At 67.7% G+C, this 23,192-nt stretch carries 17 protein-coding genes; 10 read left to right on the forward strand and 7 right to left on the reverse strand.

The genetic code is table 11. The features are described from left to right. The first annotated feature begins 17 nt into the window (after positions 1-17). The 6 genes from ACV22W_RS27055 (at position 18) to ACV22W_RS27080 (ending at position 6,293) form a co-directional block, all read left to right on the forward strand. Positions 18-245: a sulfurtransferase TusA family protein gene (locus tag ACV22W_RS27055; protein WP_006753156.1), complete on the forward strand. Its 228-nt coding sequence runs from the start codon at positions 18-20 to the stop codon at positions 243-245. 217 nt (positions 246-462) lie between these two features. Further along, positions 463-930: a peptidase gene (locus ACV22W_RS27060; protein ID WP_448022585.1), complete on the forward strand. Its 468-nt coding sequence runs from the start codon at positions 463-465 to the stop codon at positions 928-930. Between the two features lie 250 nt (positions 931-1,180). Beyond that, a complete protein-coding gene (locus ACV22W_RS27065) occupies positions 1,181-1,885 on the forward strand; it encodes a response regulator transcription factor (protein ID WP_006402120.1) in 705 nt (234 codons plus the stop codon). After that, on the forward strand, positions 1,882-3,243 hold the full coding sequence (locus ACV22W_RS27070) for a FecR domain-containing protein (RefSeq protein ID WP_448022586.1): 1,362 nt from the start codon (positions 1,882-1,884) through the stop codon (positions 3,241-3,243). Before ACV22W_RS27065 ends, ACV22W_RS27070 begins: the two co-directional genes overlap by 4 nt. Positions 3,244-3,253: 10 nt before the next feature. Continuing rightward, positions 3,254-5,641 carry a CHASE2 domain-containing protein gene (locus ACV22W_RS27075; protein WP_448022587.1) on the forward strand — a complete coding sequence of 796 codons (2,388 nt, stop codon included), beginning with the start codon at positions 3,254-3,256 and terminating at the stop codon, positions 5,639-5,641. A gap of 37 nt (positions 5,642-5,678) precedes the next feature. Next, a complete protein-coding gene (locus tag ACV22W_RS27080; protein ID WP_448022588.1) occupies positions 5,679-6,293 on the forward strand; it encodes a DUF4136 domain-containing protein in 615 nt (204 codons plus the stop codon). A gap of 60 nt (positions 6,294-6,353) precedes the next feature. Here ACV22W_RS27080 and galU read toward each other — a convergent pair whose 3' ends face one another. Then, the gene (galU, locus tag ACV22W_RS27085) at positions 6,354-7,238 is read right to left on the reverse strand and encodes a UTP--glucose-1-phosphate uridylyltransferase GalU (protein WP_448022589.1); all 885 of its coding nucleotides are present in this window, start codon (positions 7,236-7,238) and stop codon (positions 6,354-6,356) included. A gap of 87 nt (positions 7,239-7,325) precedes the next feature. Continuing rightward, complete coding sequence (locus ACV22W_RS27090) at positions 7,326-10,193, reverse strand: valine--tRNA ligase (RefSeq protein ID WP_448022590.1); 2,868 nt, start codon at positions 10,191-10,193, stop codon at positions 7,326-7,328. Between the two features lie 214 nt (positions 10,194-10,407). On the opposite strand from ACV22W_RS27090, the gene ACV22W_RS27095 reads away from it, so the two are divergent. Together ACV22W_RS27095 and ACV22W_RS27100 are read left to right on the forward strand one after the other, a co-directional pair. Continuing rightward, positions 10,408-12,771: a UvrD-helicase domain-containing protein gene (locus tag ACV22W_RS27095; RefSeq protein WP_448022591.1), complete on the forward strand. Its 2,364-nt coding sequence runs from the start codon at positions 10,408-10,410 to the stop codon at positions 12,769-12,771. Beyond that, positions 12,768-13,565: a 5'-methylthioadenosine/adenosylhomocysteine nucleosidase gene (locus tag ACV22W_RS27100; protein WP_448022592.1), complete on the forward strand. Its 798-nt coding sequence runs from the start codon at positions 12,768-12,770 to the stop codon at positions 13,563-13,565. The genes ACV22W_RS27095 and ACV22W_RS27100 overlap by 4 nt, the downstream gene beginning before the upstream one ends. Positions 13,566-13,627: 62 nt before the next feature. Here the strand turns inward: ACV22W_RS27100 and ACV22W_RS27105 are convergent, their stop codons facing one another. Beyond that, the gene (locus ACV22W_RS27105; protein WP_059524136.1) at positions 13,628-14,866 is read right to left on the reverse strand and encodes an MFS transporter; all 1,239 of its coding nucleotides are present in this window, start codon (positions 14,864-14,866) and stop codon (positions 13,628-13,630) included. A 399-nt stretch (positions 14,867-15,265) separates the two neighbouring features. Here ACV22W_RS27105 and ACV22W_RS27110 point away from each other — a divergent pair, with 399 nt between their 5' ends. Both ACV22W_RS27110 and ACV22W_RS27115 read left to right on the forward strand, forming a co-directional pair. Beyond that, entirely contained in the window at positions 15,266-16,936 is a 1,671-nt protein-coding gene (locus ACV22W_RS27110; RefSeq protein ID WP_448022593.1) for a methyl-accepting chemotaxis protein, read from the forward strand. Positions 16,937-17,133: 197 nt separating this feature from the next. Continuing rightward, the gene (locus ACV22W_RS27115) at positions 17,134-18,162 is read left to right on the forward strand and encodes an EpsG family protein (RefSeq protein ID WP_448022594.1); all 1,029 of its coding nucleotides are present in this window, start codon (positions 17,134-17,136) and stop codon (positions 18,160-18,162) included. Positions 18,163-18,198: 36 nt separating this feature from the next. Here ACV22W_RS27115 and ACV22W_RS27120 read toward each other — a convergent pair whose 3' ends face one another. From ACV22W_RS27120 to ACV22W_RS27135, 4 genes are read right to left on the reverse strand one after another with little or no spacing between them, the layout of a single operon-like run. Continuing rightward, entirely contained in the window at positions 18,199-19,074 is an 876-nt protein-coding gene (locus ACV22W_RS27120; protein ID WP_047900486.1) for an efflux RND transporter periplasmic adaptor subunit, read from the reverse strand. A gap of 12 nt (positions 19,075-19,086) precedes the next feature. Continuing rightward, a complete protein-coding gene (locus ACV22W_RS27125; RefSeq protein ID WP_011351756.1) occupies positions 19,087-19,290 on the reverse strand; it encodes a DUF1656 domain-containing protein in 204 nt (67 codons plus the stop codon). Further along, positions 19,287-21,488 (reverse strand): FUSC family protein, encoded by a 2,202-nt coding sequence (locus ACV22W_RS27130; RefSeq protein ID WP_448022595.1) that lies wholly within the window; start codon positions 21,486-21,488, stop codon positions 19,287-19,289. Before ACV22W_RS27130 ends, ACV22W_RS27125 begins: the two co-directional genes overlap by 4 nt. Positions 21,489-21,503: 15 nt before the next feature. Beyond that, positions 21,504-23,084 (reverse strand): efflux transporter outer membrane subunit, encoded by a 1,581-nt coding sequence (locus tag ACV22W_RS27135; RefSeq protein ID WP_448022596.1) that lies wholly within the window; start codon positions 23,082-23,084, stop codon positions 21,504-21,506. Positions 23,085-23,192: the final 108 nt, after the last annotated feature.

Below are 23,192 nucleotides of genomic sequence, written 5' to 3' on the forward strand. Positions count from 1 at the left end.
TCGAAGGTCGACAGCCGATGCAGATTCACAAGGAAGTGGATGCGCGCGGGCTCAATTGCCCGTTGCCGATCCTGCGCGCCAAGAAAGCGCTCGCCGATATGGAGAGCGGGCAGATCCTCAAGGTGCTCGCGACCGATCCGGGCTCGCAGCGCGATTTCGCCGCGTTCGCGAAGCAGACGGGTAACGAGATCGTCGAAGTGACGACCCAGGACAAGACGTTCGTGTTCCTGATGCGCCGCCGCTGACGGCCCGCATCACGCGCCGCTCGCGGCACCCGCCCAGGCTCATGTTCCATTGGAAAGCGCTCACCTCTGACAATTCTTAAACCTCGTCGCACGGGCGGCTGCGTATACTGACCCGGCCGGTCGTCCGTCTCGGACGGATGCATCGGCCACGGTATGTCATACGAGGCTGGCACGGGGGCCATGCCTGACGCTACCGTCGTACAAACGGGGAGAGGACATGTCCTTCAGACCAGGGACCATTCGAAGTCCGTCCGCAGCGGAATGCATCGCGCCCGCCCGCGCGGCGGGGTTGAGCCGGATCGAGCTCGACCCGCAACAGGATCGCCACGCGCGTGCCGCGCTGGAGGCGTATGCCGATTCGGCGGCGGCCGAGATGCCGTGGCTGGCCGAATCGCTCGACGAACAGCTGCGCGGCGCCGGGCAGGATGACGGCGCGGGCCTCACGTATTGCGGCGCAACGATCGAGCGCGTGTTCGATCTCGCGCAGACATGGGCGGCGAGCCAGCCCGACTATGTGGCGCCGGCGTGGGAGCGCGTGCGCGGCCAGCTGGAGCGGATGCTGGGGCAGCCCGTGCTGGGGCAGCCCATGCTGGGGCAGCCGGAGGCGTTTCCGGTCGCGCGGGTGCGGCGTCTGTCGACCGACGATCCGGCCGAGCCGATGGCCGGCAAGGCCTGCGCCGACTAGGTGCGCGAGCGCGCGACGGGAAGGATTATTCGAATAAAGGACCGTAGTGCGCGCAATTTCTTAGCGTATTTCATACTACTATGATGAAATCGCCGGTTCGTCCGTGCCCCGTTTTTGAGATATTCGCCGGGGTGCCGTGTCGCGCAGGTTGCGCGCTCGGCAAACGACGGCTCGCCGGCCGGTGTCGAAGGCGCGCGGGGTGAGCGCGGGGAGCTGAACTGGACGAATCGATTTCGATTTGCGGGGTGCTATGAGAATTGCTGTACTGGATGACGATCCGGCCCAGACGGATTTCGTCAGTCAAACGCTGACGGCCGCTGGCCACACATGCTATGCGTTCAAGGAAGGCAAGGCCCTGAAGAAGCGCTTGCAGCGCGAGACGTTCGATCTGCTCGTGCTCGACTGGAACGTGCCGGACATGTCCGGCGAGGAAGTGCTCAAGTGGGTGCGTGCGAACCAGACGGAGCACAGCCTGCCCATCATCTTCATGACGAGCCGCGACGACGAGGCGGGGATCACCCAGATCCTCAACGCCGGCGCCGACGATTACGTGGTCAAGCCCGTGTCGGGCCCGATCCTGCGCGCGCGCATCGGCTCGCTGCTGCGCCGCGCGTATCCGGTCAACGCGGAGGCGACCGTTCGCGAGTTCGACCAGTTCCGCTTCGACGTGAATCTGAAGCAGGCGTATGTCGGCGACAAGGCCGTGAGCCTCACGCAGAAGGAATTCGAGCTCGCGCTGCTGCTGTTCCAGCACCTCGACCGACCGCTGTCGCGCGCGCACATTCTCGATCTCGTGTGGAAGCAGGCGACCGACATTCCGTCGCGCACGATGGACACGCACATCTCGATGCTGCGCACGAAGCTCGGCCTGCGGCCGGAAAACGGCTATCGCCTCGCGCCGATCTACGGCTACGGCTACCGGCTCGAGCGGGTCGGCCAGGGAGAACCGGAGTGACCCAGCGAATCACGCAGCGCACGGCGCGCTTGCGCACGGCAGCACTGCATGCGACGTGCGCGATCGTGTTCGCGTTCGCGGCACAGCAGGCCGTCGCACAGCCGCCCGCTGCCGTGGGCAAGACGGTCGTCTACCGCACGCATGCCGGCGACACGCTCTACGACGTCGCCGCGCGCTACCTGCAGGGCCCGGACGACTGGCAGCTGCTGCAGCAGATCAACGGCGTGCCTGCGCCGAAACACCTGCAGCCCGGCATCGCGCTGAAGCTGCCCGTCGCGCGCCTGCGCAAGGAAAAGCTGACCGCGCGCGTCATCGCGGTGCAGGGCACGGCCGAGCGCGCGTCCGGCGACGCGTACGCGCCGCTCGTGAGCGATGCGACGCTCACCGAGGGCGACCGCGTGCGCACCGGCGCGAACGGTTTCCTGACGCTCGAACTGGCCGACGGCACGCACATGAGCCTGCCGCCCGACAGTCAGCTCGATCTGAAGACCCTGCGCCGCACCGTGCTGACCGGCACGCTCGATCGCGAATTCGAACTCACGCGCGGTTCGGTCGACAGCGAAGTCACGCATCTGAAAAAGCGCGACGACCGCTTCCAGATCCGCTCGCCGTCGGTCGTGGCGGGCGTGCGCGGCACGCGGTTCCGCGTGAACTACGACGCCGCCGGCAACGCGGCGACGCGCGTCGAGGTGCTCGACGGCACCGTCGGCGTCGCGGGCAAGCAGCAGTCGGCCGACCCGACGCTCGTGCATGCGAATTTCGGTAGCATCTCGACATCGTCCGGCGAGGTCGGTGCGCCCGTGCAACTGCTGCCGGCGCCCGCGCTCACGCATCCCGACAAGGTGCAGGACGAGTCCGATCTGACGTTCGACATCGCGCCGCTCGAGCATGCGCACGCCTATCACCTGCAACTTGCGCGCGACGCGGGCATGCTGGAGCTGTTCAGCGAGACGCGCACCGTCTCGTCGCGCGCGGTGTTCCGCGAGGTGCCGAACGGGACGTACTTCGTCCGGATCGCCGCGATCGACGACAACGGCCTCGAGGGCATGCCGCACATTTACGCGTTCGAGCGGCGCCTGATGGGGCTCGACGCGACCGCGTCGCCCGGCCCGAATGGCTATGAGTTCCGCTGGTCGCCGAATGGCGCGAGCAAGGATGCACGTTATCGGTTCGTGCTGTCGCGCTCGAAGGACCTGAGCGCGCCGGTCGTCGACCAGATGGGCCTGCAGGCGCGCAGGATCACGGTCGCGCACCTGCCGCCCGGCGACTACTACTGGGCGGTGACGGTCGAGGAGTTCGAAGGCGGCAAGTTCTATCAGAAGACGAGTCCGGTCAGCGCGTTCACGTTGTCGCGCTGAGCCGCGGCGCATGAAAACCGACTCCGTTTCCCCGCGGCGGCATCTGGGCCGCCGCTTCCTGATCGAGTGGATCGCGATCGGCTGCCTCGGGATCGCGGTGATCCTCGCGTGCGCGTTCGGCCGGTTGTCGTCGAGCGTCGACGGGCTCATCTACGACCGGCTGCTGATGCTGCGCAGTCTGCCGTTGTCGCCCGATGTCGTCGTCGTCGACATCGACAACCAGAGCGTGTCCGCACTGGGCCGCTGGCCGTGGCCGCGCAGCGTGCACGCGCGGCTGCTCGACACGCTGGCGCGTGCGCGGCCGGCCGCAGTCGTCTACGACGTGCTGTTTACCGAGCAGTCGCCGGAGGATCGCGCGTTCGCGGACGCAATGTCCCGTGTGCCGACCTTTCTGCCCGTCTTGCTGAGCCCCGAGCAGGCGGACGGCACGCGCACCGTCGATCCGCCGGTGGCGGAGCTGTCGGCACGCACGATGGGGCTCGGCCACATCAACCTGGAAGTCGATCCCGACGGTATCGTGCGCAGCGTCGCGCTGTACGAAAGCGACGGACGCGTGCGCTGGCCGCAACTGATGGTGCCCGTCTATCGTGCAATTCAGGCCGGCCGGCTGCATCCGGTCGGCGGTGCGCCCGGCGCGAATGCGCACGACCTGTCGCGCGACGCGACCGGCGAGGGCCGCTACCTGATCCCGTTCAGCCGCAACACCCCCGCTTATCCGACGCTGTCGTTCGACGACGTGCTCGAAGGGCGCGTGAAACCCGACGTGTTGCGCGGCAAGATCGTCGTCGTCGGCGTGACTGCATCGGGCCTCTTCGACCGCTTCGCGACCCCGGTGTCGGGCGACTTTGGCCCGCTCGCCGGCGTGTACATTCATGCGAACGTGCTCGACATGCTGTCCACCGGCAGCGCGATCCTGCCCGCGCCTCGTGACTGGCTCTTCGCCGCATCGCTGCTGCCGCTCGCCGTGCTGCTGGGCGGTTTCCTGATGCTGTCGCCGTGGCGCGCGCTGCTGCTGACGCTGAGCCTGGCCGCGCTGTCCGTCGTCGCGAGCCTGGCGCTGCTGTTCGAGGCGCGCGTGTGGCTGTCGCCCGCGCCGGCGGTCTTCGGGCTGATCGCCGTGTACCCGATCTGGAACTGGCGGCGCCTGGAAATGACGATGTCGCACCTGCGCCGCGAACTGCAGCGGCTGGCCGACGAGCCGCATCTGCTGCCCGAGGCGCCGCGCACGCGCAGCGTCGGTGGCGACGTGCTCGAACGGCAGATCGCGCTGATGGCGCAGGCCGCGCAGCGCGTCCAGGACATGAAGCGTTTCGTGTGGGACAGCCTCGACAGCATGCCGGAGCCGATCTTGGTCACCGACCTGGCCGGGACCGTGCTGATCGCGAACCACGCAGCGAAGCGCTACGGGGCGCGCCTCGCGCTGCCGCTGGCGGAAGGGCGGCCGCTGCGCGACGCGCTCGGCGAGCTGACCTTCATGAAGACCGTCGACGGCAATGCCGAACACGACGTCACGATCCGTGAACACTGGCCGGCAGCGCTCGACCCGACGCTCGGGGCCGAAGACGAAGCGATGGCGCGCGGCATCGAGGTGCGCGATCGGGACGGGCTCGACCATCTGTTACGCTACGCCCCGTGTACGAATGCGCAGGGCCGCGTGACGGGCTGGATCGCCGGCCTCGTTGATGTGACGGAGTTGCACGCGGCCGAGCGGCAGCGCGAGGAGGCGCTGCATCTGCTGTCGCACGACATGCGCTCGCCGCAGTCGTCGATCCTCGCGCTCGTCGAGATCGAGCGCGATCGCGTCGAAACCGACGCGATGCGCGGGCTGCTCGCGCGGATCGAGCGGTATGCGCATCGTGCGCTGTCACTCGCCGACGAGTTCGTGCAGTTGGCGCGCGCGGAGTCGCAGGTGTACCAGCTCGAACCGACCAGCCTTGTCGACGTGCTGATCGACGCGAGCGACGAAGTGTGGCCGCAGGCGCAGGCGAAGCGCATCCGCATCGAGACCGACGTCGGCACCGACATGGGCTGGACGCGTGCCGACCGCTCGCTGATCACGCGCGCGTTCGTCAACCTGCTGAACAACGCGGTCAAATACAGTCCGTCCGACACGGTGATCACGTGTACGCTGACGGTCGAGCATGCATCGAAGCGGATGTTCTGTACGATTCGCGATCAGGGGTACGGCATCGCGCCGGAAGATCAGCGGCATCTGTTCGAGCGTTTCAAGCGATTCCATGCGGGCGAGCGGCCCGAAATCTCGGGCTCGGGGCTCGGCATGGCATTCGTGAAGACGGTCGTCACGCGCCACGGCGGCAGCGTGACGGTCGACAGCGAAGTGGGTGTCGGCACCGCGGTGACGGTGTCGCTGCCCGCGATCGACGAGCCGTCCGCCTGACAGGGCCGGGCAAGACGGCAGGCATTTGGGGGAAGTCATGAGAAAGGAATGGGCAGCGACCGCGCTTGCGGTGGCGCTGTTGACGGGTTGCGCCGGCGTCACGACCGGCGTGAGCGCGCTCGGGCAGCCGAACGCGTTCGAATCCGGTGCACACGACTACGATTTCGTTCGCACGGCCGCTCAGGCCGACGATGCCGAATACCGGCAGATCGAGACGCTCGTGCGCGACGAGCTCGCGCACCGCGGCTTCGACGCGCAGCGTGGCCAGGCCGCGCGCTACCGGCTGTCGATCGCGTATGCGACGCAGCCGGCGTCGATCGCGGCGACGGCCGACCAGTGCGGCGCGGCAAGCAGCGCGTGCGTGACCGTCGATGGGCCGGCGCCGTTCGCGCTACCGTTCGCGGGCCAGGTGTACCGCCACGTGCTGACGCTGCGTTTCGTCGACGCGAAGTCGGGCGCCGACGTCTATCGCGTGTCGGCGTCGATGCGCGATCGCGATGCGGGCACGCAGCAGGCCGCGCCGACGCTCGTGAAGAGCGCGCTCGCGAAGCTGCCGTTCGAACAGGGCGACGGCTGGCTCGTGAAGACGAAAAAAGACGACGCGGGCGCAATGCCGGGCGTCGTCTCGGTGAAGTCGGCCGCCACGCGCTGACGCGCCGGCCGTGAGGTGAGGGCGGGCCCGCCGCGCAGGCGAGGCCGGCCCGTGTCGCGTTCAGGCAGCCGGTTGCCCGTTGCAGCGCGCGCGCAGGTACGCGTCGAACTCGGCGCCGACTTCCGGGTGACGCAGCGCGAACTCGACGGTCGCCTTCAGGTAGCCGAGCTTGCTGCCGCAGTCGTAGCGCGTGCCCTGGTACTTGTAGGCCAGCACCTGTTCGTCGGCGAGCAGCGCCTGGATCGCGTCGGTGAGCTGCAGTTCGCCGCCCGCGCCCGGCTTCAGCGCGCGCAGGTGTTCGAAGATTCGAGGCTTCAGGATGTAGCGGCCGACCACGCCAAGGTTCGACGGCGCGACTTCCGGCGCCGGCTTCTCGACGATCGCCGACATCTTGACGATCGATTCTTCCCACTCCTTGCCGTCGACGATGCCGTACGACTTCGTCTCCGACGGCGGGATCTCTTCCACGCCGATCACCGAGCTGTGATAGTGGTCGAACACGTCGACCATCTGCTTCATCACGGGCGGGTTGCCGTCGAGCAGGTCGTCGGCGAGGATCACCGCGAACGGATTGTCGGCGACGAGCTTCTCCGCGCACAGTACCGCATGGCCGAGGCCGAGCGCTTCCGGCTGGCGCACGTAGAAGCAGTCGACATGGCTCGGCTTGATGCTGCGCACGAGCTCGAGCAGTTTCTCCTTGCCGCGCGCCTCGAGTTCGGCCTCGACCTCGTACGACTTGTCGAAGTGGTCCTCGATCGCGCGCTTGCTGCGCCCGGTCACGAAAATCATCTCCGTGATGCCCGCGGCGATCGCTTCCTCGACCGCGTACTGGATCAGCGGCTTGTCGACGACGGGCAGCATTTCCTTCGGGCTCGCCTTCGTTGCCGGGAGGAACCGCGTGCCGAGACCGGCAACGGGGAATACCGCCTTGGTGACTTTCAACATGATCGAACCTTTATTCCTGTAATCGACTTGTCAGACAGTCTATGTTCACGTTCCGATTATAGTGAACGCAAACGACCTTACCGTTTGTTACGCAGGCAACCGATCGAGTTGAGCGCGCAGTTTTTCCAGCGTGCTCTGGAATTCGGCGACACGCTTCTGCTCCTGTTCGACCACGGCCGGCGGCGCTTTCGCGACGAATGCCTCGTTGCCGAGCTTGGCGTTGCATTTGGCGATCTCGCCCGTCAGGCGCGCGATTTCCTTCGACAGGCGCTCGCGTTCGGCCGCGACGTCGATTTCCACTTTCAGTACCAGCTTGTTCGGGCCCACGATCGCGATTGGCGCGCCGTGCGCTGCCTGGTCGAGCGTCGCTTCGTCGGCCAGGATCTGCACTTCCGACAGGCGCGCGAGGGCCTGGACGTACGGCGCGAACGAGCGCAGGCGCTCGGCATCACCGGCCGCGAGCAGCGGCACCTTGGTTGCTGGCGACAGGTTCATCTCGCCGCGCAGGTTGCGGCACGCGTCGACGATCGCCTTCAGGTCGGCCGCCCATTGCTCCGACGCCTCGTCGATCTTCTGCAGGTTCGCGACCGGATACGCCTGCGTCATCAGCGACGCTTCGCCTTCGGCCTTGCCTTGCGGATAACGGCCGGCGAGCGGCGCGACCTTCTGCCAGAGCGCTTCGGTGATGAACGGGATGATCGGGTGCGCGAGGCGCAGCACCGTTTCCAGCACGCGCAGCAGCGTGCGGCGCGTTGCGCGCTGCTGTTCCGGCGTGCCGTTCTGGATCTGCACCTTCGCGAGTTCGAGGTACCAGTCGCAGTACTCGTCCCACACGAACTTGTAGATGCTGGTGGCGATGTTGTCGAAGCGGTAATCGGCGAAGCCCTTCGCGATGTCGGCCTCGGTGCGCTGCAGGAGCGACACGATCCAGCGGTCGGCCGCGGAGAAGTCGAGGTAGCCGCCGGGGCCGCAGTCGCCCGCGCCGCACACTTCCGGCTTGTCGGCGCCGCAGTCGTGGCCTTCGCAGTTCATCAGCACGAAGCGCGTCGCGTTCCACAGCTTGTTGCAGAAGTTGCGATAGCCTTCGCAGCGCGCGAGGTCGAAGTTCACGTTGCGGCCGAGCGTCGCCATCGACGCCATCGTGAAGCGCAGCGCGTCGGTGCCGAACGCGGCGATGCCGTCCGGGAATTCCTTGCGCGTCTTCTTCTCGATGGTGGCGGCCTGCTTCGGGTTCATCAGGCCCGTCGTGCGCTTCGCGACCAGCGTTTCGAGGTCGATGCCGTCGACGATGTCGATCGGGTCGAGCGTGTTGCCCTTGCTCTTCGACATCTTCTGGCCTTCCGCGTCGCGCACGAGGCCGTGCACGTAGACGGTATGGAACGGCACCTTGCCGGTGAAGTGCGTCGTCATCATCACCATCCGGGCGACCCAGAAGAAGATGATGTCGAAGCCGGTGACGAGCACCGACGACGGCAGGAAGTGCTGCAGTTCAGGCGTGTCGTTCGGCCACCCGAGCGACGAGAACGGCACGAGCGCCGACGAGAACCACGTGTCGAGTACGTCCTCGTCGCGCTTCAGCGCGCCGGCATAGCCCTTCGCGGCGGCCTGCGCGCGTGCCTCTTCCTCGTCGCGCGCGACGAACACCTCGCCGTTTTCGCCGTACCATGCCGGAATCTGGTGACCCCACCACAGCTGCCGCGAGATGCACCAGTCCTGGATGTTCTCGAGCCATTGATAGTAGGTGGTGGTCCAGTTTTCCGGCACGAACTTGATCTGGCCGTTGCGCACGACGTCGAGCGACGTTTCGGTGATCGACTTGCCCGGGTTGAACGTGCCTTCCGGCGCCGGCTTCGTCATCGCGACGAACCACTGGTCGGTCAGCATCGGCTCGATCACGACGCCGGTGCGGTCGCCGCGTGGCACCATCAGCTTGTGCGGCTTGACGGAGTCGAGGAAACCCTCCGCATCGAGGTCGGCGACGATCGCTTTGCGCGCGTCGAAGCGGTCGAGGCCGCGATACTGCTCGGGGCCATTGTCGTTGATCTTCGCATCGAGCGTCAGGATCTCGATCGGCGCGAGGTTGTGGCGCAGGCCGACCTGGTAGTCGTTGAAGTCGTGCGCGGGCGTGACCTTCACGACGCCCGTGCCGAACTCGCGGTCGACGTAGTCGTCGGCGATCACCGGAATCTCGCGGCCCGTCAGCGGCAGCGTGACGAGCTTGCCGATCAGGTGCGCGTAGCGCTCGTCTTCCGGATGGACCATCAGCGCGACGTCGCCGAGCATCGTTTCCGGGCGCGTGGTCGCGACGGTCAGCGAACCCGAACCATCGACGAGCGGGTAGCGGATGTGCCACAGGTGGCCGTTTTCCTCTTCGCTCGCGACCTCGAGATCCGACACCGCGGTGAGCAGCACCGGATCCCAGTTCACGAGGCGCTTGCCGCGGTAGATCAGGCCCTGTTCGTAGAGCGTGACGAACACGTCGCGCACGGCGGCCGACATCTTGTCGTCCATCGTGAAATACTCGCGCGACCAGTCGGTCGACGCGCCGAGACGGCGCACCTGGCCGGTGATCGTCGAGCCGGACTGCTGCTTCCACTCCCACACGCGCTCGACGAACTTCTCGCGGCCGAGGTCATGGCGCGATACGCCCTGTGCATCGAGCTGGCGCTCGACGACGATCTGGGTCGCGATCCCCGCGTGGTCGGTGCCGGGCACCCACAGCGTGTTCTCGCCGAGCATCCGGTGGTAACGCGCGAGGCCGTCCATGATCGTCTGGTTGAACGCGTGGCCCATGTGCAACGTGCCGGTGACGTTCGGCGGCGGCAGCTGGATCGCGAAATCGGGGCGTGCCGGATCGAATGCCGGTGCGGCGTAGCCGCGTTTTTCCCACTCCGGCCCCCATTGGGACTCGATGGTGTGGGGCTCGAAACTCTTCGCAAGCGTGCTGTCGCTCATGGTTGGAAATCTGCCGAAAAATGCGTGAATTGGATGCCGAATCTGACAATTATAAATGGATGCACATCGGCCAGCCATCGCTTGCCCGGGCGGGCCGGTCGCGGGGGCGCCGCAACGCGGGCGACGGCAGGCGTCGGAGCGGATCGGAAACGGCATCGCGCGGCCGACTTATAATGGCGGGTCCGCATTTTTCTCGCACGTCCGCTGCCGCTCCATGCCCGATCTGCTCGCCAATCTGAACCCTGAACAATACGCCGCCGTCACGCTGCCGAACGAACCGGCGCTGATCCTCGCGGGGGCGGGCAGCGGCAAGACCCGCGTGCTGATCACGCGTATCGCGTGGCTGATCCAGCAGGGTTACGCGTCGCCGGCCACCGTGCTTGCCGTCACCTTCACGAACAAGGCTGCGCGAGAAATGATGGCGCGGCTGTCGGCGATGATGCCGATCGACACGCGCGGCATGTGGATCGGCACGTTCCACGGACTGTGCAACCGGATGCTGCGCACGCACTGGCGCGACGCCGGCCTGCCGCAGACCTTCCAGATCCTCGACACGGCCGACCAGTTGTCGGCGATCAAGCGGCTGATGAAGGCGGCGAATGTCGACGACGAAAAATATCCGCCGAAGAACGTCCAGTACTTCATCAACAACGCGAAGGAGCAGGGGCTGCGTCCCGACAAGGTCGACGCGTCCGACAACTTCAACCGCAAGTTCGTCGAGCTCTACCAGGCGTACGACCAGCAGTGCCAGCGCGAGGGAGTCGTCGATTTCCCCGAGCTGCTGCTGCGCTGCTACGAGCTGCTCGCGTACAACGCGCCGCTGCGCGCGCACTACCAGGCGCGCTTTAAGCACATCCTCGTCGACGAGTTCCAGGACACCAACAAGCTGCAGTACGCGTGGCTCAAGATGCTCGCGGGCGGGGAGAACGCGATCTTCGCGGTCGGGGACGACGACCAGTCGATCTACGCGTTCCGCGGCGCGAACGTCGGCAACATGCGCGATTTCGAAGACGAATTCCGCGTGCGCAACCTGATCAAGCTCGAGCAGAACTACCGGTCGCACGGCAACATCCTCGACGCGGCGAACCAGCTGATCTCCAACAACTCGCATCGCCTCGGCAAGAACCTGCGCACCGACGCCGGCCATGGCGAGCCCGTGCGCGTGTACGAGGCGAGCACCGATGCGCAGGAGGCCGGCTGGATCGTCGAGGAGATCCGCTCGCTGATCAACTCCGGGATGTCGCGCAGCGAGGTTGCCGTGCTGTATCGCAGCAACGCGCAGTCGCGCGCGATCGAGCACACGCTGATGACGTCGGGCATCCCGTACCGCGTGTATGGCGGTCTGCGCTTCTTCGAACGCCAGGAGGTGAAGCACGCGCTCGCGTACCTGCGCCTGATCGACAACCCGAACGACGACACCGCGTTCGTGCGAGTCGTGAATTTCCCGACGCGCGGGATCGGCGCGCGCTCGATCGAGCAGCTCGCGGACGCCGCGCGCCTGTATGACTGCTCGATGGCCGCGGCGATTCCGTACGTCACCGGCAAGGCCGGCACGAGCCTCGGCGCGTTCGCGAACCTCGTCGCGAAGATGCGCGCCGAGACGCAGCAGATGAGCCTGCCGGAGACGGTCGAATACGTCGTGCGTGCGAGTGGCCTCGCCGATTTCTACCAGGGCGAGCGCGAAGGCCAGGACCGCCTCGAGAACTTGCAGGAACTCGTGAACGCGGCCACCGCGTTCGTCAGCGAGGAAGGTTACGGGCTCGATGCGCCGGCCCGCTCGATTCCGCTGCGCGCGGGCGCGATCGCGGCGCCGGAGCTTGGCGTGGACGCGGACGATCCGACGATCGACGTGCTCGATCCGGCGCCGCTCGGCGACCCCGCGCAGAACCCCGACACGATGACGCCGCTCGCGGGCTTCCTGTCGCACGCGTCGCTGGAAGCCGGCGACAACCAGGCGCAGGCCGGCCAGGACGCGGTGCAACTGATGACGGTGCATGCAGCGAAGGGTCTCGAATTCTCGGCCGTGTTCATCACCGGCCTCGAGGAAGGGCTGTTCCCGCACGAGAACAGCGTGCTCGAATCGGACGGTCTCGAGGAAGAGCGGCGGCTGATGTACGTTGCGATCACGCGCGCAAAGGAGCGGCTCTATCTGTCGTTCGCGCAAAGCCGGATGCTGCACGGCCAGACGCGCTACAACGTGCGCTCGCGCTTTTTCGACGAATTGCCGGAGCACGTGCTGAAATGGCTCACGCCGAAGGTCGAGGCGGGTTCGCGCTGGGGCGGCCGCTCGGACAACGCCGGCTGGGGGCGCGACTGGTTCGCGCGGCCGGGCGGCGGCAGTCGCGAGCAGGTCGTCGACGCGGCGGTCTCAGCGCCGCTGCCGGCGTTCGCGAACAAGCAGCGCGCGGCCGACACCGGCTTCCGCATCGGTCAGCAGGTATTCCATACCAAGTTCGGCGAGGGGACGGTCACCGCGCTCGAAGGCAACGGCGCGGATGCGAAGGCGCAGGTGAAGTTCAAGCGGCACGGCGAGAAGTGGCTCGCGCTGGCGGTCGCGAAACTGCAGGCGGTGGAATGATGAGCATCGACATGGTTCAAACGGTCTCGATGCGGCCGCTCGGCATTCTGGCCGCGTTGCCGGAGGAACTCGGCGACCTGATCGCCGCGATGCGTGCCGAAGGCGCGACGAAGACGATCACGCTCGGACGCCGCGATTATCACGTCGGCACGGTGCACGGCGCGGCCTGCGTCGTCACGCTCGCGCGGGTCGGCAAGGTGGCCGCCGCCGCGACGGTCAGCGCGCTGATTCACGTGTTCGATGTGTCCGGCATCGTCTTCACCGGCGTCGCGGGCGGCGTGTCGCGCACGGTGCGCGTCGGCGACGTCGTCGTCGCCGATCTGTTGCTGCAGCACGATCTCGATGCGTCGCCGCTGTTTCCGCGCTACGAGGTGCCGCTGCTCGGCATCACGCGGTTCGCGACCGATGCGGCGCTGACGGCTCGTCTGAAGGCCGCATGCACGCTGTTCGTCGCCGAGGAGGGCGCGCGGTTCGCCGAGCGTTTCGGGCTGGCGGGTGCGACGCTTCACGGCGGGCTGATCATCAGCGGCGACCGCTTCGTATCGAGCGAGCGGGAAGTCGTCGCGCTGCGCGATGCGCTGCCGGACGCGCTCGCGGTCGAGATGGAAGGCGCGGCGATCGCGCAGGTGTGCGCCGAGCACGACGTGCCGTTCGCCATCGTGCGCACGATCTCCGATACGGCCGACGATCATGCGACGCAGTCGTTTTCGCACTTCCTGTCGGCGATCGCGAGCAGCTATTCGTCTGGCATCCTCAAGCGTTTCCTGGCGCTGCATGCGACGACGGCGGCCTGAAGCCGCCGTCGCACTTTCCCTTCGAATCGAGCGGCTGTGGCACACATGCCGCGGCCGATTCGTCACGCCTTCTTGCGCCGGCTGCTTTCGAGGTTCGGCAGGAACACCGTCAGCACGCCGATCAGCGGCAGGAACGAGCACACCTTGTAGACGAACGTGATGCTCGTCGCATCCGCGAGCTGGCCGAGCACGGCGGCACCCACGCCCCCCAGGCCGAACGCGAAGCCGAAGAACAGGCCCGCGACCATCCCGACCTTGCCGGGCATCAGCTCCGTCGCGTAGACGAGGATCGCGGCGAATGCCGACGCCAGCACGACGCCGATGATCACGCTCAGCACGCTCGTCCAGAACAGGTTCGCGTATGGCAGCAGCAGCGTGAACGGCGCGACACCGAGGATCGACACCCAGATCACGTACTTGCGGCCGATCCGGTCGCCGACCGGCCCGCCGATCAGCGTGCCGGCCGCGACTGCCGCGAGAAACACGAACAGGTGGATCTGCGCGGCCTGCACCGACAGGTGGAACTTGTCGATCAGGTAGAACGTGAAATAGCTGTTGATGCTTGCGAGGTAGAAGTACTTCGAGAACACCAGCAGCACCAGCACGCCGATCGCGGCGAGCACGCGGCCCTGCGACAGCGTCGGATGGCCGGCCGCCGCGGCCTTCTTCTTCATCGACGGATGCTTCTTGTACCAGTGGCCGATCTGCGTGAGGACGACCATCGCGACGAGCGCGGCCGCCGAGAACCACGCGATGCTGTGCTGGCCGTGCGGAATGATCACAAGTGCGGCGAGCAGCGGCCCGAGTGCCGAGCCGGCGTTGCCGCCGACCTGGAACAGCGACTGCGCGAGCCCGTGCTGACCGCCCGATGCCATCCGCGCGACGCGCGACGATTCCGGATGGAATACCGACGAGCCGCAGCCGACCAGCGCGGCCGCCGCCAGCAGCGTCGGGAAGTTCTGCGCGGCCGACATCAGCAGTAGCCCCGCGAGCGTGAAGCCCATCCCGACCGGCAGCGAATACGGCTTCGGCCGCTTGTCCGTGTACAGGCCGACGAGCGGCTGCAGCAGCGACGCGGTGATCTGGTAGGTCAGCGTGATCAGGCCGATCTGCGCGAACGACAGCGCGAACTGGCTCTTGAGCATCGGATAGATCGCGAGGATCAACGACTGGATCATGTCGTTGAGCATGTGCGAGAAGCTGATCGCGCCGAGCACGGGATAGACGGTACGCGGAGCGGGTGGGGCAGACGGCTGGGCTGCGGCTGTCGCGCCGGCGCCCGTATCGAGGCTGGTTTCCATGTGAGCTGAGCGAGTTGAGGTGGCGGGACGCGCTCTGATGGGGATCGGCGCGTTCGAATCGTTGTTGCGTCAAAGAAGTGTAATGTGGCGTATTGCGAATGTCAGGCCAAGTTTTGTCGCGATTCGGACATTGTTGTGACGATTCGGCCATGACGCCGTTTTTTGGCCAGGTATAACGCTGCGGCGCGTCTGCCTTTCGTGGCGGTCGCGCGGGACGGATCGGTGTTTGCCCGGACTCAAGGCACGCCGATGGCGGCCGTAGAAGGACCAATGACATCACAGTGCGGCACCGGTCACGAGCCGGGCGAGCGCAGGGCGCGCGGCATGGCGGGCCATCGCGGGAATGCCGACCGCCGGAACCGACCTTTCCGGCGGCATGATCAATACGGGGATATATCGATGAAAGCAGCTTCATTGCATCCGCGGCCGGTTGCGGCCTCCGCATCCGACGCAGCCGCCAGGCCCGCCGCACGGCGCGCGCAGGCAGCCCGGCGCGAATCCCGGCCGTGGACGGTCAAGGCGACGTTGCGCGCCGCGTTCGCGATCCTGCTGGCCGGCACGCTCGCGATCGGCGTGTTTTCGCTGTGGCAGATCAGCCGGCTGAACGCGTCGATTGCGTCGGTCTACGAGCAGGGGCACGTCGCGAGCCGGGCGGCGGAGGAGGTGCGCGCCGAGGTGCTGCGCGCGAGCCGCGCGCAGAAGATGCTGCTGACCGCCACCACCGCGAAGGAGCGCGACGACTTGGGCGCCGAGGTCGGCGCGGGGCTCGCGTCGATCGGCCAGGCGCTCGCGACGCTGCAGCGCTACGCGGATCCGGCCGATGCGGACGATTCCGCGCGACTGCGCGCATTCTCGATGGCGGTCGGCACGTGGAGCGGCCATCTGCGCGATTTCGTCGCGCTCGTGCAGGCGCAGCCGCTCGACCTGTCGCAGATGAACTGGCAGGTCGGCACGCAGGACGTGTCGCTGCTGGTCGAGACCGGCAAGCTCGAGAAGCTCGTCGCGATGCTCGTGAAGACGCGCGGCGCGAAGTCGAAGGCGACGCTCGATGCGTCCGCAACGATCTTCTCGTCCTCCTTCGCGATGATCGCGGCGATGACGGCTGCGCTGATCGTGCTGGCGATCGCGATTGCCGAAGGGGTCGTGCGCCGCCTCGCGTCGCAGCTCGGCGGCGAGCCCGCCGAGGCGAAGGCGATCGCCGCCGACATCGCCCGCGGCGACCTCGCACGGCCGATACCGCTCGGCCGGCACGACCGCGACAGCATGGTGCGTGCGCTGTCCGACATGCAGACCGGGCTTGCGGCGACCGTCGGCGAGATCGCCGTCAGCGCGGAGGCGATCGCGGCCGCGTCCGGCGAGATCTCGACCGGCAACCTCGACCTGTCGCGGCGCACCGAGCAGCAGGCCGTCGCGCTCGAGCGCACCGCGGCCAGCATGGAGGAACTCACGTCGACGGTGCGGCAGAACGCCGAGAACGCGCGGCAGGCGAGCGCGCTCGCGGCCAATGCGTCGGCCGTCGCGGAGGCGGGCGGCGAAGTCGTCGGGCGCGTGGTCGCGACGATGAGCGCGATCGACGACAGCGCGAAGAACATTCGCGACATCATCGGCACGATCGAGGGGATCGCGTTCCAGACCAACATTCTCGCGTTGAACGCGGCGGTCGAGGCGGCGCGCGCGGGTGAACAGGGACGCGGTTTTTCGGTGGTCGCGGGCGAGGTGCGGCTGCTCGCGCAGCGCGCGGCGACTGCTGCGAAGGAGATCCGTGGGCTGATCGGCGCGTCGGTCGAGCGCGTGGCGAACGGCGCGGCGCTCGCGCACGATGCGGGCCGCACGATGAACGACGTGGTGCGGGCGGTCAAGCGCGTGACCGACATCATCGGCGAGATCTCCGCGGCGTCGGACGAGCAGAGCGCGGGGATCGACGAGATCGGCCGCGCCGTCACGCAGATGGATGCCGGCACGCAGCAGAACGCGGCGCTCGTCGAACAGGCAGCCGCCGCAGCGAACGCGCTCGACGAGCAGGCGCAGGCGCTCAAGTCGCTGGTCGGACGCTTTCGCATCGCGGCCTGAGCTTCGCATCGTCCCACTCCGTCGCGGGCCGTCCGCCCGCGACGCGCAGGCTGGCGGGCTGCTGTCGATCGGTGACAAACCCGGCAGTCGGCCCGCGCGCAATCCCTTACAATGCGCCTCCACATAGCGGGGGGGCCAGAACCCGCGGCGCGTGCGCACCGTCTCCGGTGCGACCGCACGCCGAGCGGGTCACAACAATGACGATGACGATTTACCTGACGGGATACCTGTGGATGCTCGCGTCCGCGGCGATCGGCATGCGCACGCGCGTGGCCGCGTGGCGATGGCTGGCGGCGGGCATCGCGCCGGCCGCCGCGTTCGCCATGCTGCGTGGCCGGACGGGCACCGACACGGCGATCTACCTCGACATCATTACCGGCATCTGGAGCGGCAACCTGAAGGTCGTGCCGCGCACGCTCGAACCGGGTTTCGTCTGGCTCGTGCGCGCGCTCGCGTGGCTCGGGCACGATCCGCACATCGCGATGGCGATCCTGTCGCTGCTGGTCGTCGTTGCGTGCGTCGCCGCGTTCGGCCGGAGCGCCGAGGACGCATGCGTGTTCGCCACGCTGATCTTTCCGCTGTTCTTCTACGACATGGCGATGAGCGGCGTGCGCTACGGCGTCGCGTTCTGTGTCGCGAAGCTCGCATCGGACACATGGGCGCGCAGGCGGCACGGCGCGTCGTTCGCGTTCGCGGCTGCGGCGACCGCCATGCACGTGTCGGCGGCGCTTCTTGTCGTGCTGCTGCAGGTCGGACGGTTGCGCCTGCTGCGTTATGCGGGGCTGGCGGTCGCGATCGGCGGCGTGCTGTTCGCGATGCATCACGACGCGCTGCTCGCGAAGGTCGGCCTGTATGCGGCGTTCACGCCGCCGGCGCAGATGTCGGGCGGCGCACCGCTCGTGCTTGCGTTGCTGACGCTCGTTGCCGGCTGGGTGCTGCTGGCGCGCATGCCGCGCACGCTCGTGTTCCTGTTCGTCTGCGAGATCGCGAGCTTCGCGCTAGCGCGGGTCAGCTATGCAGGGCTGCGCTTCCAGTGGCTCGTGTTGTTCGCGATGGGCTGTCAGTTCGTGCCGCTGCAGCACGTGCCGGGGATCCGGCGCCGGCACGTGATCGTGGCGCTGGCCGTCATCGGCGCCGTCGGCTTCGCGATGCGACTGCGCAACATGCTCGGCGATTATGGGCTCGGCCCGTCGCCGTTCCTGCCTTACCGGTTCTTCTGGGAATGACGCGGCCGGGCGGGGCGCCGCCCGGCCGGCGCATCATCACGACTTCTTCTGCTTGTCCGGATCGATGATGACCGTGCAGGTCGTGCCCGCCGACAGCACCACGTCGGCCGGCACTTCGTCGATGCGGATGCGCACCGGCACGCGCTGCGCGAGGCGCACCCAATTGAAGGTCGGGTTCACGTCCGCGACGAGGTCGCGGCTTTGCGGGTTGTCGCGATCGTAGATGCCGCGCGAGATGCTCTCGACGTGGCCCTTCATCACGCCGCCGCTCATCAGCCGCATCTCGGCCGGTGCGCCGACCTTCACGCGCGGCAGCTTGGTTTCCTCGAAGTAGCCGTAGACCCAGAACGAATGGCTGTCGACGATCGCGAGCTTCGCCTGGCCGGCCACTGCGTAGTTGCCCTTGAAGGTCTGCAGGTTCGTGATGTAGCCGTCGACCGGCGCGACCACGCGCGTGCGTTCGAGATTGAGCTTCGCGGCGTCGAGCGCGGCGATCGCCTGCTGGTACTGCGCATCGGCGCTCGACGCGCTGTGCGCCGCGTTCTCGCGGTTTTCCTTCGACACGACGAGCGCGTCGAGGTCGGCACGGCGGGCGGCGTCGTCGCGGCGCATCTGCAGTTCCGCGCGGCGGGCGGCGACGGCCGCCTGCGCCTGCTCGACTGCGATCTGGTAGTGCGACGGGTCGATCTGCATGATCAGGTCGCCCTTTTTCACGAGCTGGTTGTCATGCACGGGCAGCTCGACGATCGCGCCCGACACGTCCGGCGCGACGTTGACGATCTCGGCGCGGACGCGCCCGTCGCGCGTCCAGGGATCGTCCATGTAGTGCACCCACAGCGAGCGCCCGATCAGGATCGCGACGAGAAGGATGACGGCGGTCGCGACGAAGCCGAAGAGTTTTCTGAGAATCATGATGGTTCGGAATCAACGGTAAACGGCAAGACTCAGCCCGCCGCAAATGCAGACGAGAAGGCACGCGCGGAACAGCGACGGGTGCCAGACGAGACGGTAGAGGCCCGTGTAGGCGAGCAGGCGGTCGACGGCCCAGGTCGCCAGCGCGCCCAGGACGAACATCAGGACCACCGTGGGCATGTAGGCATCGAGAATGGCGATTTCACGCGGCATCATGACGAGGCTCCTTGTTGGGGACGCACGGGGCGGTTGCGGTGGAGCGGCTCGAGCGGCGATTCCGGATCGAGCAGCGCCGTGCGTACGAAATGCAGATGACTCAGGATGCGCTGCAGCCGATGGCGCTCCTCGCGCGACGGCGTGAACGCATCGAGCGTCTGCCGGGTCGCGTCGATCGCGGTGTTGACCGCATCGAGCGTCGCGTCGAAGTGCGCTGCGTCCGGCTTGCGGAACAGCGCGGACAGTGCGGTGCGCATCGTCTCGATCGCGCGTCGCCACGGCGTTGTCGGCGCATAGCGCGGGTCGGACGGCAGCGTCGCCAGCTCGGTGCGCAGGTCGAGCGCCGCGTTGCCCGTCTCCAGCACCGCGAACATCCAGCGCAGTGCGTCGCGCTGCACGTCGGGCTGGTCGGCCGACAGCGTGTGCGCCTGGTACATCAGGTCGCGCGCGCCGCTCTCGAAGCGCGTGCGCAGTCCGGCCAGCCGTGCGTGGCACGCGGCGACCACCTGGTGGCGCAGGTCGGCGAACAGCCGCTTCTTGAGCCATGGCGCGGTCGGCGGAAACAGCACCGCGAACGCGATCGCCGAGACCAGCATCGACAGCACCAGCGCGAGCGCATCGTTCATGAAGCTCATCGGGTCGTAGTGCGTGATGTTGTCGGGGCCGGCGAGAAAGCTGAAGAAGATCAGATAGCCCATCCCGTAGCCCGCGAGCTTCGGCTTCAACGTCATGAAGATGCCGATCGCAAGCAGCGGCGCGAGGGCCGCGCACAGCAGCGGGAAGCCGTCGATGTGCGGGTAGATGCCGAACGTCAGCAGGAAGCCCGTGCAGACGGCCAGCGCGGTACCCATGCCCATCTGCGCGGACATCGCGGTCGGGCGAGGCGTCGACGATGCGAGCGCGCAGGTGGCCGCGGCCGTCAGCGTCATCGTCACGCCGCTCGGCCACGCGGTCTCGATCCAGAACCAGCCGAGCACGAGGATCACGGTCGCGGTGCGAATCGCCGCGATCACCATCGCCGTCACGTTGGTGCGCGGCTCGTAGCGCTCGATCCAGCGTTCGCGCTCGTGCGTCGCGGTCGACAGCGACGCATAGGTCGCCGCGTATTCGTGCAGGTCCGTGATGAAGCGGTACAGCAGCTCGGTGGCCGTGTCGAAGTCGAGCAGCGGAAAATCCGGCTGAGTCTCGAGCGCGGCGCGCGTCGCGCGGATGCGGCGCGGCAGCGCGTCGCGCCACGCGAGCAGCTGTTCGGCTGCGAGCGCGGCGTCGGCCGACGAGCGCACCGGTTCGCCATTGCGCGTCAGAAGTGGCGCGATCTCGCGGAAGTACGGCTCGATCGCATCGATCGCGGCCTGCGCGCCGGCCGCGCGCAGCCGGTTCATCAGCTGGTGCAGTGCATGGAAGCGGCTCGATACGCTCATGAACTCGCTGTTCAGCCGCGCGAGGCGGCCGCTGCGCATCCGCGTGTCCGGATCCTCGAACACGGCCATGCTGCGCGCCGCTTCGAAGCCGACCACGTCCGCGACGAAGCGCGTATGGATGGTTTCGATGTGCGCGCGGTCGAGCTGGCCCGACAGCGCCGCCGCGACGTAGTCGACGAAGCTGCTGAAGCGCTTGCGCACCGTCGTGCGCATCTGCTCGCCGGTGTACTGCGGAAACACCAGCGCGCTGACGACGCCTGCCGACACGATCCCGACCATGATCTCGGCGACCCGCGTCATCGCGCTCATGAACGCGCCGTCCGGGTGTTGCGATGCCGGCAGCCCGATCAGCGCGGTCGTGTAACCGGCGAGCAGGAAGCCATAGCTGCGGAAGTTGCGGTTGCGCGCGGCGCCGGCCGTGCACAGCGCGACCCACAGCGCGACGGCCAGCAGGAACAGCTGCGGCTGCTGCGGGAACAGCCCGACGAACGTGAGCGTCGCGATCAATCCGAAGATCGTGCCGGCGACCCGGTAGAAGCTCTTCGCGAGTACCGCGCCGCTTTGCGGCTGCATCACGATGAACACCGTGGTCATTGCAGTCTTCGGCGCCGGCAGGTCGAGCCGCATCGACACGCCCGTCGCGATGAACGCGGCGAGCAGTGCCTTGAACAGATAGAGCCACGCGGCGCCGTCGCTGCGGGCCCAGTCGCCGAACGCGGCGGACCAGGCCGCGAGCGGGCCGGCGGCATGCGTGGAAGCGGGGGAGGAGGCGGACATGACGGTCGCTCCGCGTTACCGTGCGGCCGGCGAGGCGGTCGCGATCTGCGCGGGCCGGGCGGCGGCCACGGCGGGCTTCGCACCCGATGCGGCGGCCGGCGCGGCGGCGCTCGCGGCGGATTCGCCGTGCGGCGGATGGCCGGCCTGAACGTCCGTTTCCGGCTCGACGCCGCCGCCGAGCGCGGCCATCAACTGCGCGTGCGCGGCGAGGCGCTCCGCGTCGATGCGGGCCGCCGTCTCCTGCGCGCGCAGCAGCTGCTGTTGCGCGACCAGCACGTTCACGTAATCGGTCAGGCCGCGGCGGAAGCCCTCGCGCGACAACTGGTAGCTGCGGTCGTTGGCGGCCACCGAGCGCGCGGCGTCCTTCTTCTGCGTATCGAGCGAGCGGATCCGCACGACCTGGTCGGCGATGTCCTTGAGCGCGCCGACGACCGTCTGGTTGTAGCGCTCGACCGCCTGGTCGTAGCCGGCGTCGGCCGCGCCGAGTTGCGCGCGCAGGCGGCCGCCTTCGAAGATCGGCAGCGACAGCGCGGGGCCGGCCGTCCAGCCGCCGTTCATCGCGCGCAGGAAGTCGGTGAACGGCGCGGTCACGCCGAAGCCGCCGACCGTCGCGAGCAGATCGATGTTCGGGTAGAACGCGGCTTTCGCGACATCGATGCCCCGTGCCTGCGCGTCGACCGTCCAGCGGGCCGCGACGACGTCCGGGCGGCGGCCGAGCAGATCGGCCGGCATCGCGGACGGCAAGCCTGCCGGCGCGTCGAGCGACAGGCTTGGCCGCTTGATCGCATCGCCGGCACCCGGGCCCTTGCCCGCGAGCGCGGCGAGCTGGTGGCGCGCGAGCTGGATCGCTTCTTCATAGCTGTCGATCTGGCGCTCGTAGTCGGGCAGCGTCGATTCGGCCTGGCTGACTTCCAGCTGCGTGCCGAGGCCGGCTTGCAGGCGCTTGCGCGCGAGATCGGCCAGCGAGCGCTGGCGTTCGAACGTTTCGTGCGCGAGATCGAGCAGCGCGTAGTTCATCGACATGCCGACATACGCGCGCACGACGTTGACCTCGAGCTCGAGCTTCGCCGCCCGTGCATCGGCCGCGGTCGCGTGCGCGGTGTCGAGCGCGCGCTCGGTCGCGTTCTTGTCCTTGCCCCACAGGTCGAGGTGGTAGGACAGGCCGAGCGTGCCGGTGTTGTTCCACGTGTCGGTGTCGGCGAGCGGTCCGGGCCCGTAGTACACGTTGTCGGGCCAGTGCTGGCGCATCAGCGACAGGTTGCCGTTGATCTGCGGCAGTTCCGCCGAACGGGCCACGCGCGCCATCGCCTGCGCTTCGCGCACGCGGGCCTCGGCGGCCGCGAGGGTGGGGTTGCCGGCCTGCGCCGCGGCAATCCACGTGTCGAGTTGCGGGTCGCGGTACGCGCGCCACCAGTCGGACGCAGGCCAGCCCGCGTCGTGGTCCGCCGCACGGATGGCGGCACCGGCATCGAGCGTGTTCGCTTCGATGCGCGCGGACTGCGGCTTGTTGTCGCCCATGCTCGCGCATCCGGCCATTATTAATGAGACTGCAAGAACCGCCAGTGCCAGCGTCCCTTTTGTTGCCGGAGACCGCACGATTTTCTCCCTTTCGGATATAGATGAGTCGGATGCGATTATATTTTTCAGCAATTCCTGAATAAATGGACAAGGGTGCAAGTCATTTTTACGAATCCTGAGATAATA

The sequence above is a fragment of the Burkholderia sp. AW49-1 genome, assembly GCF_053427845.1.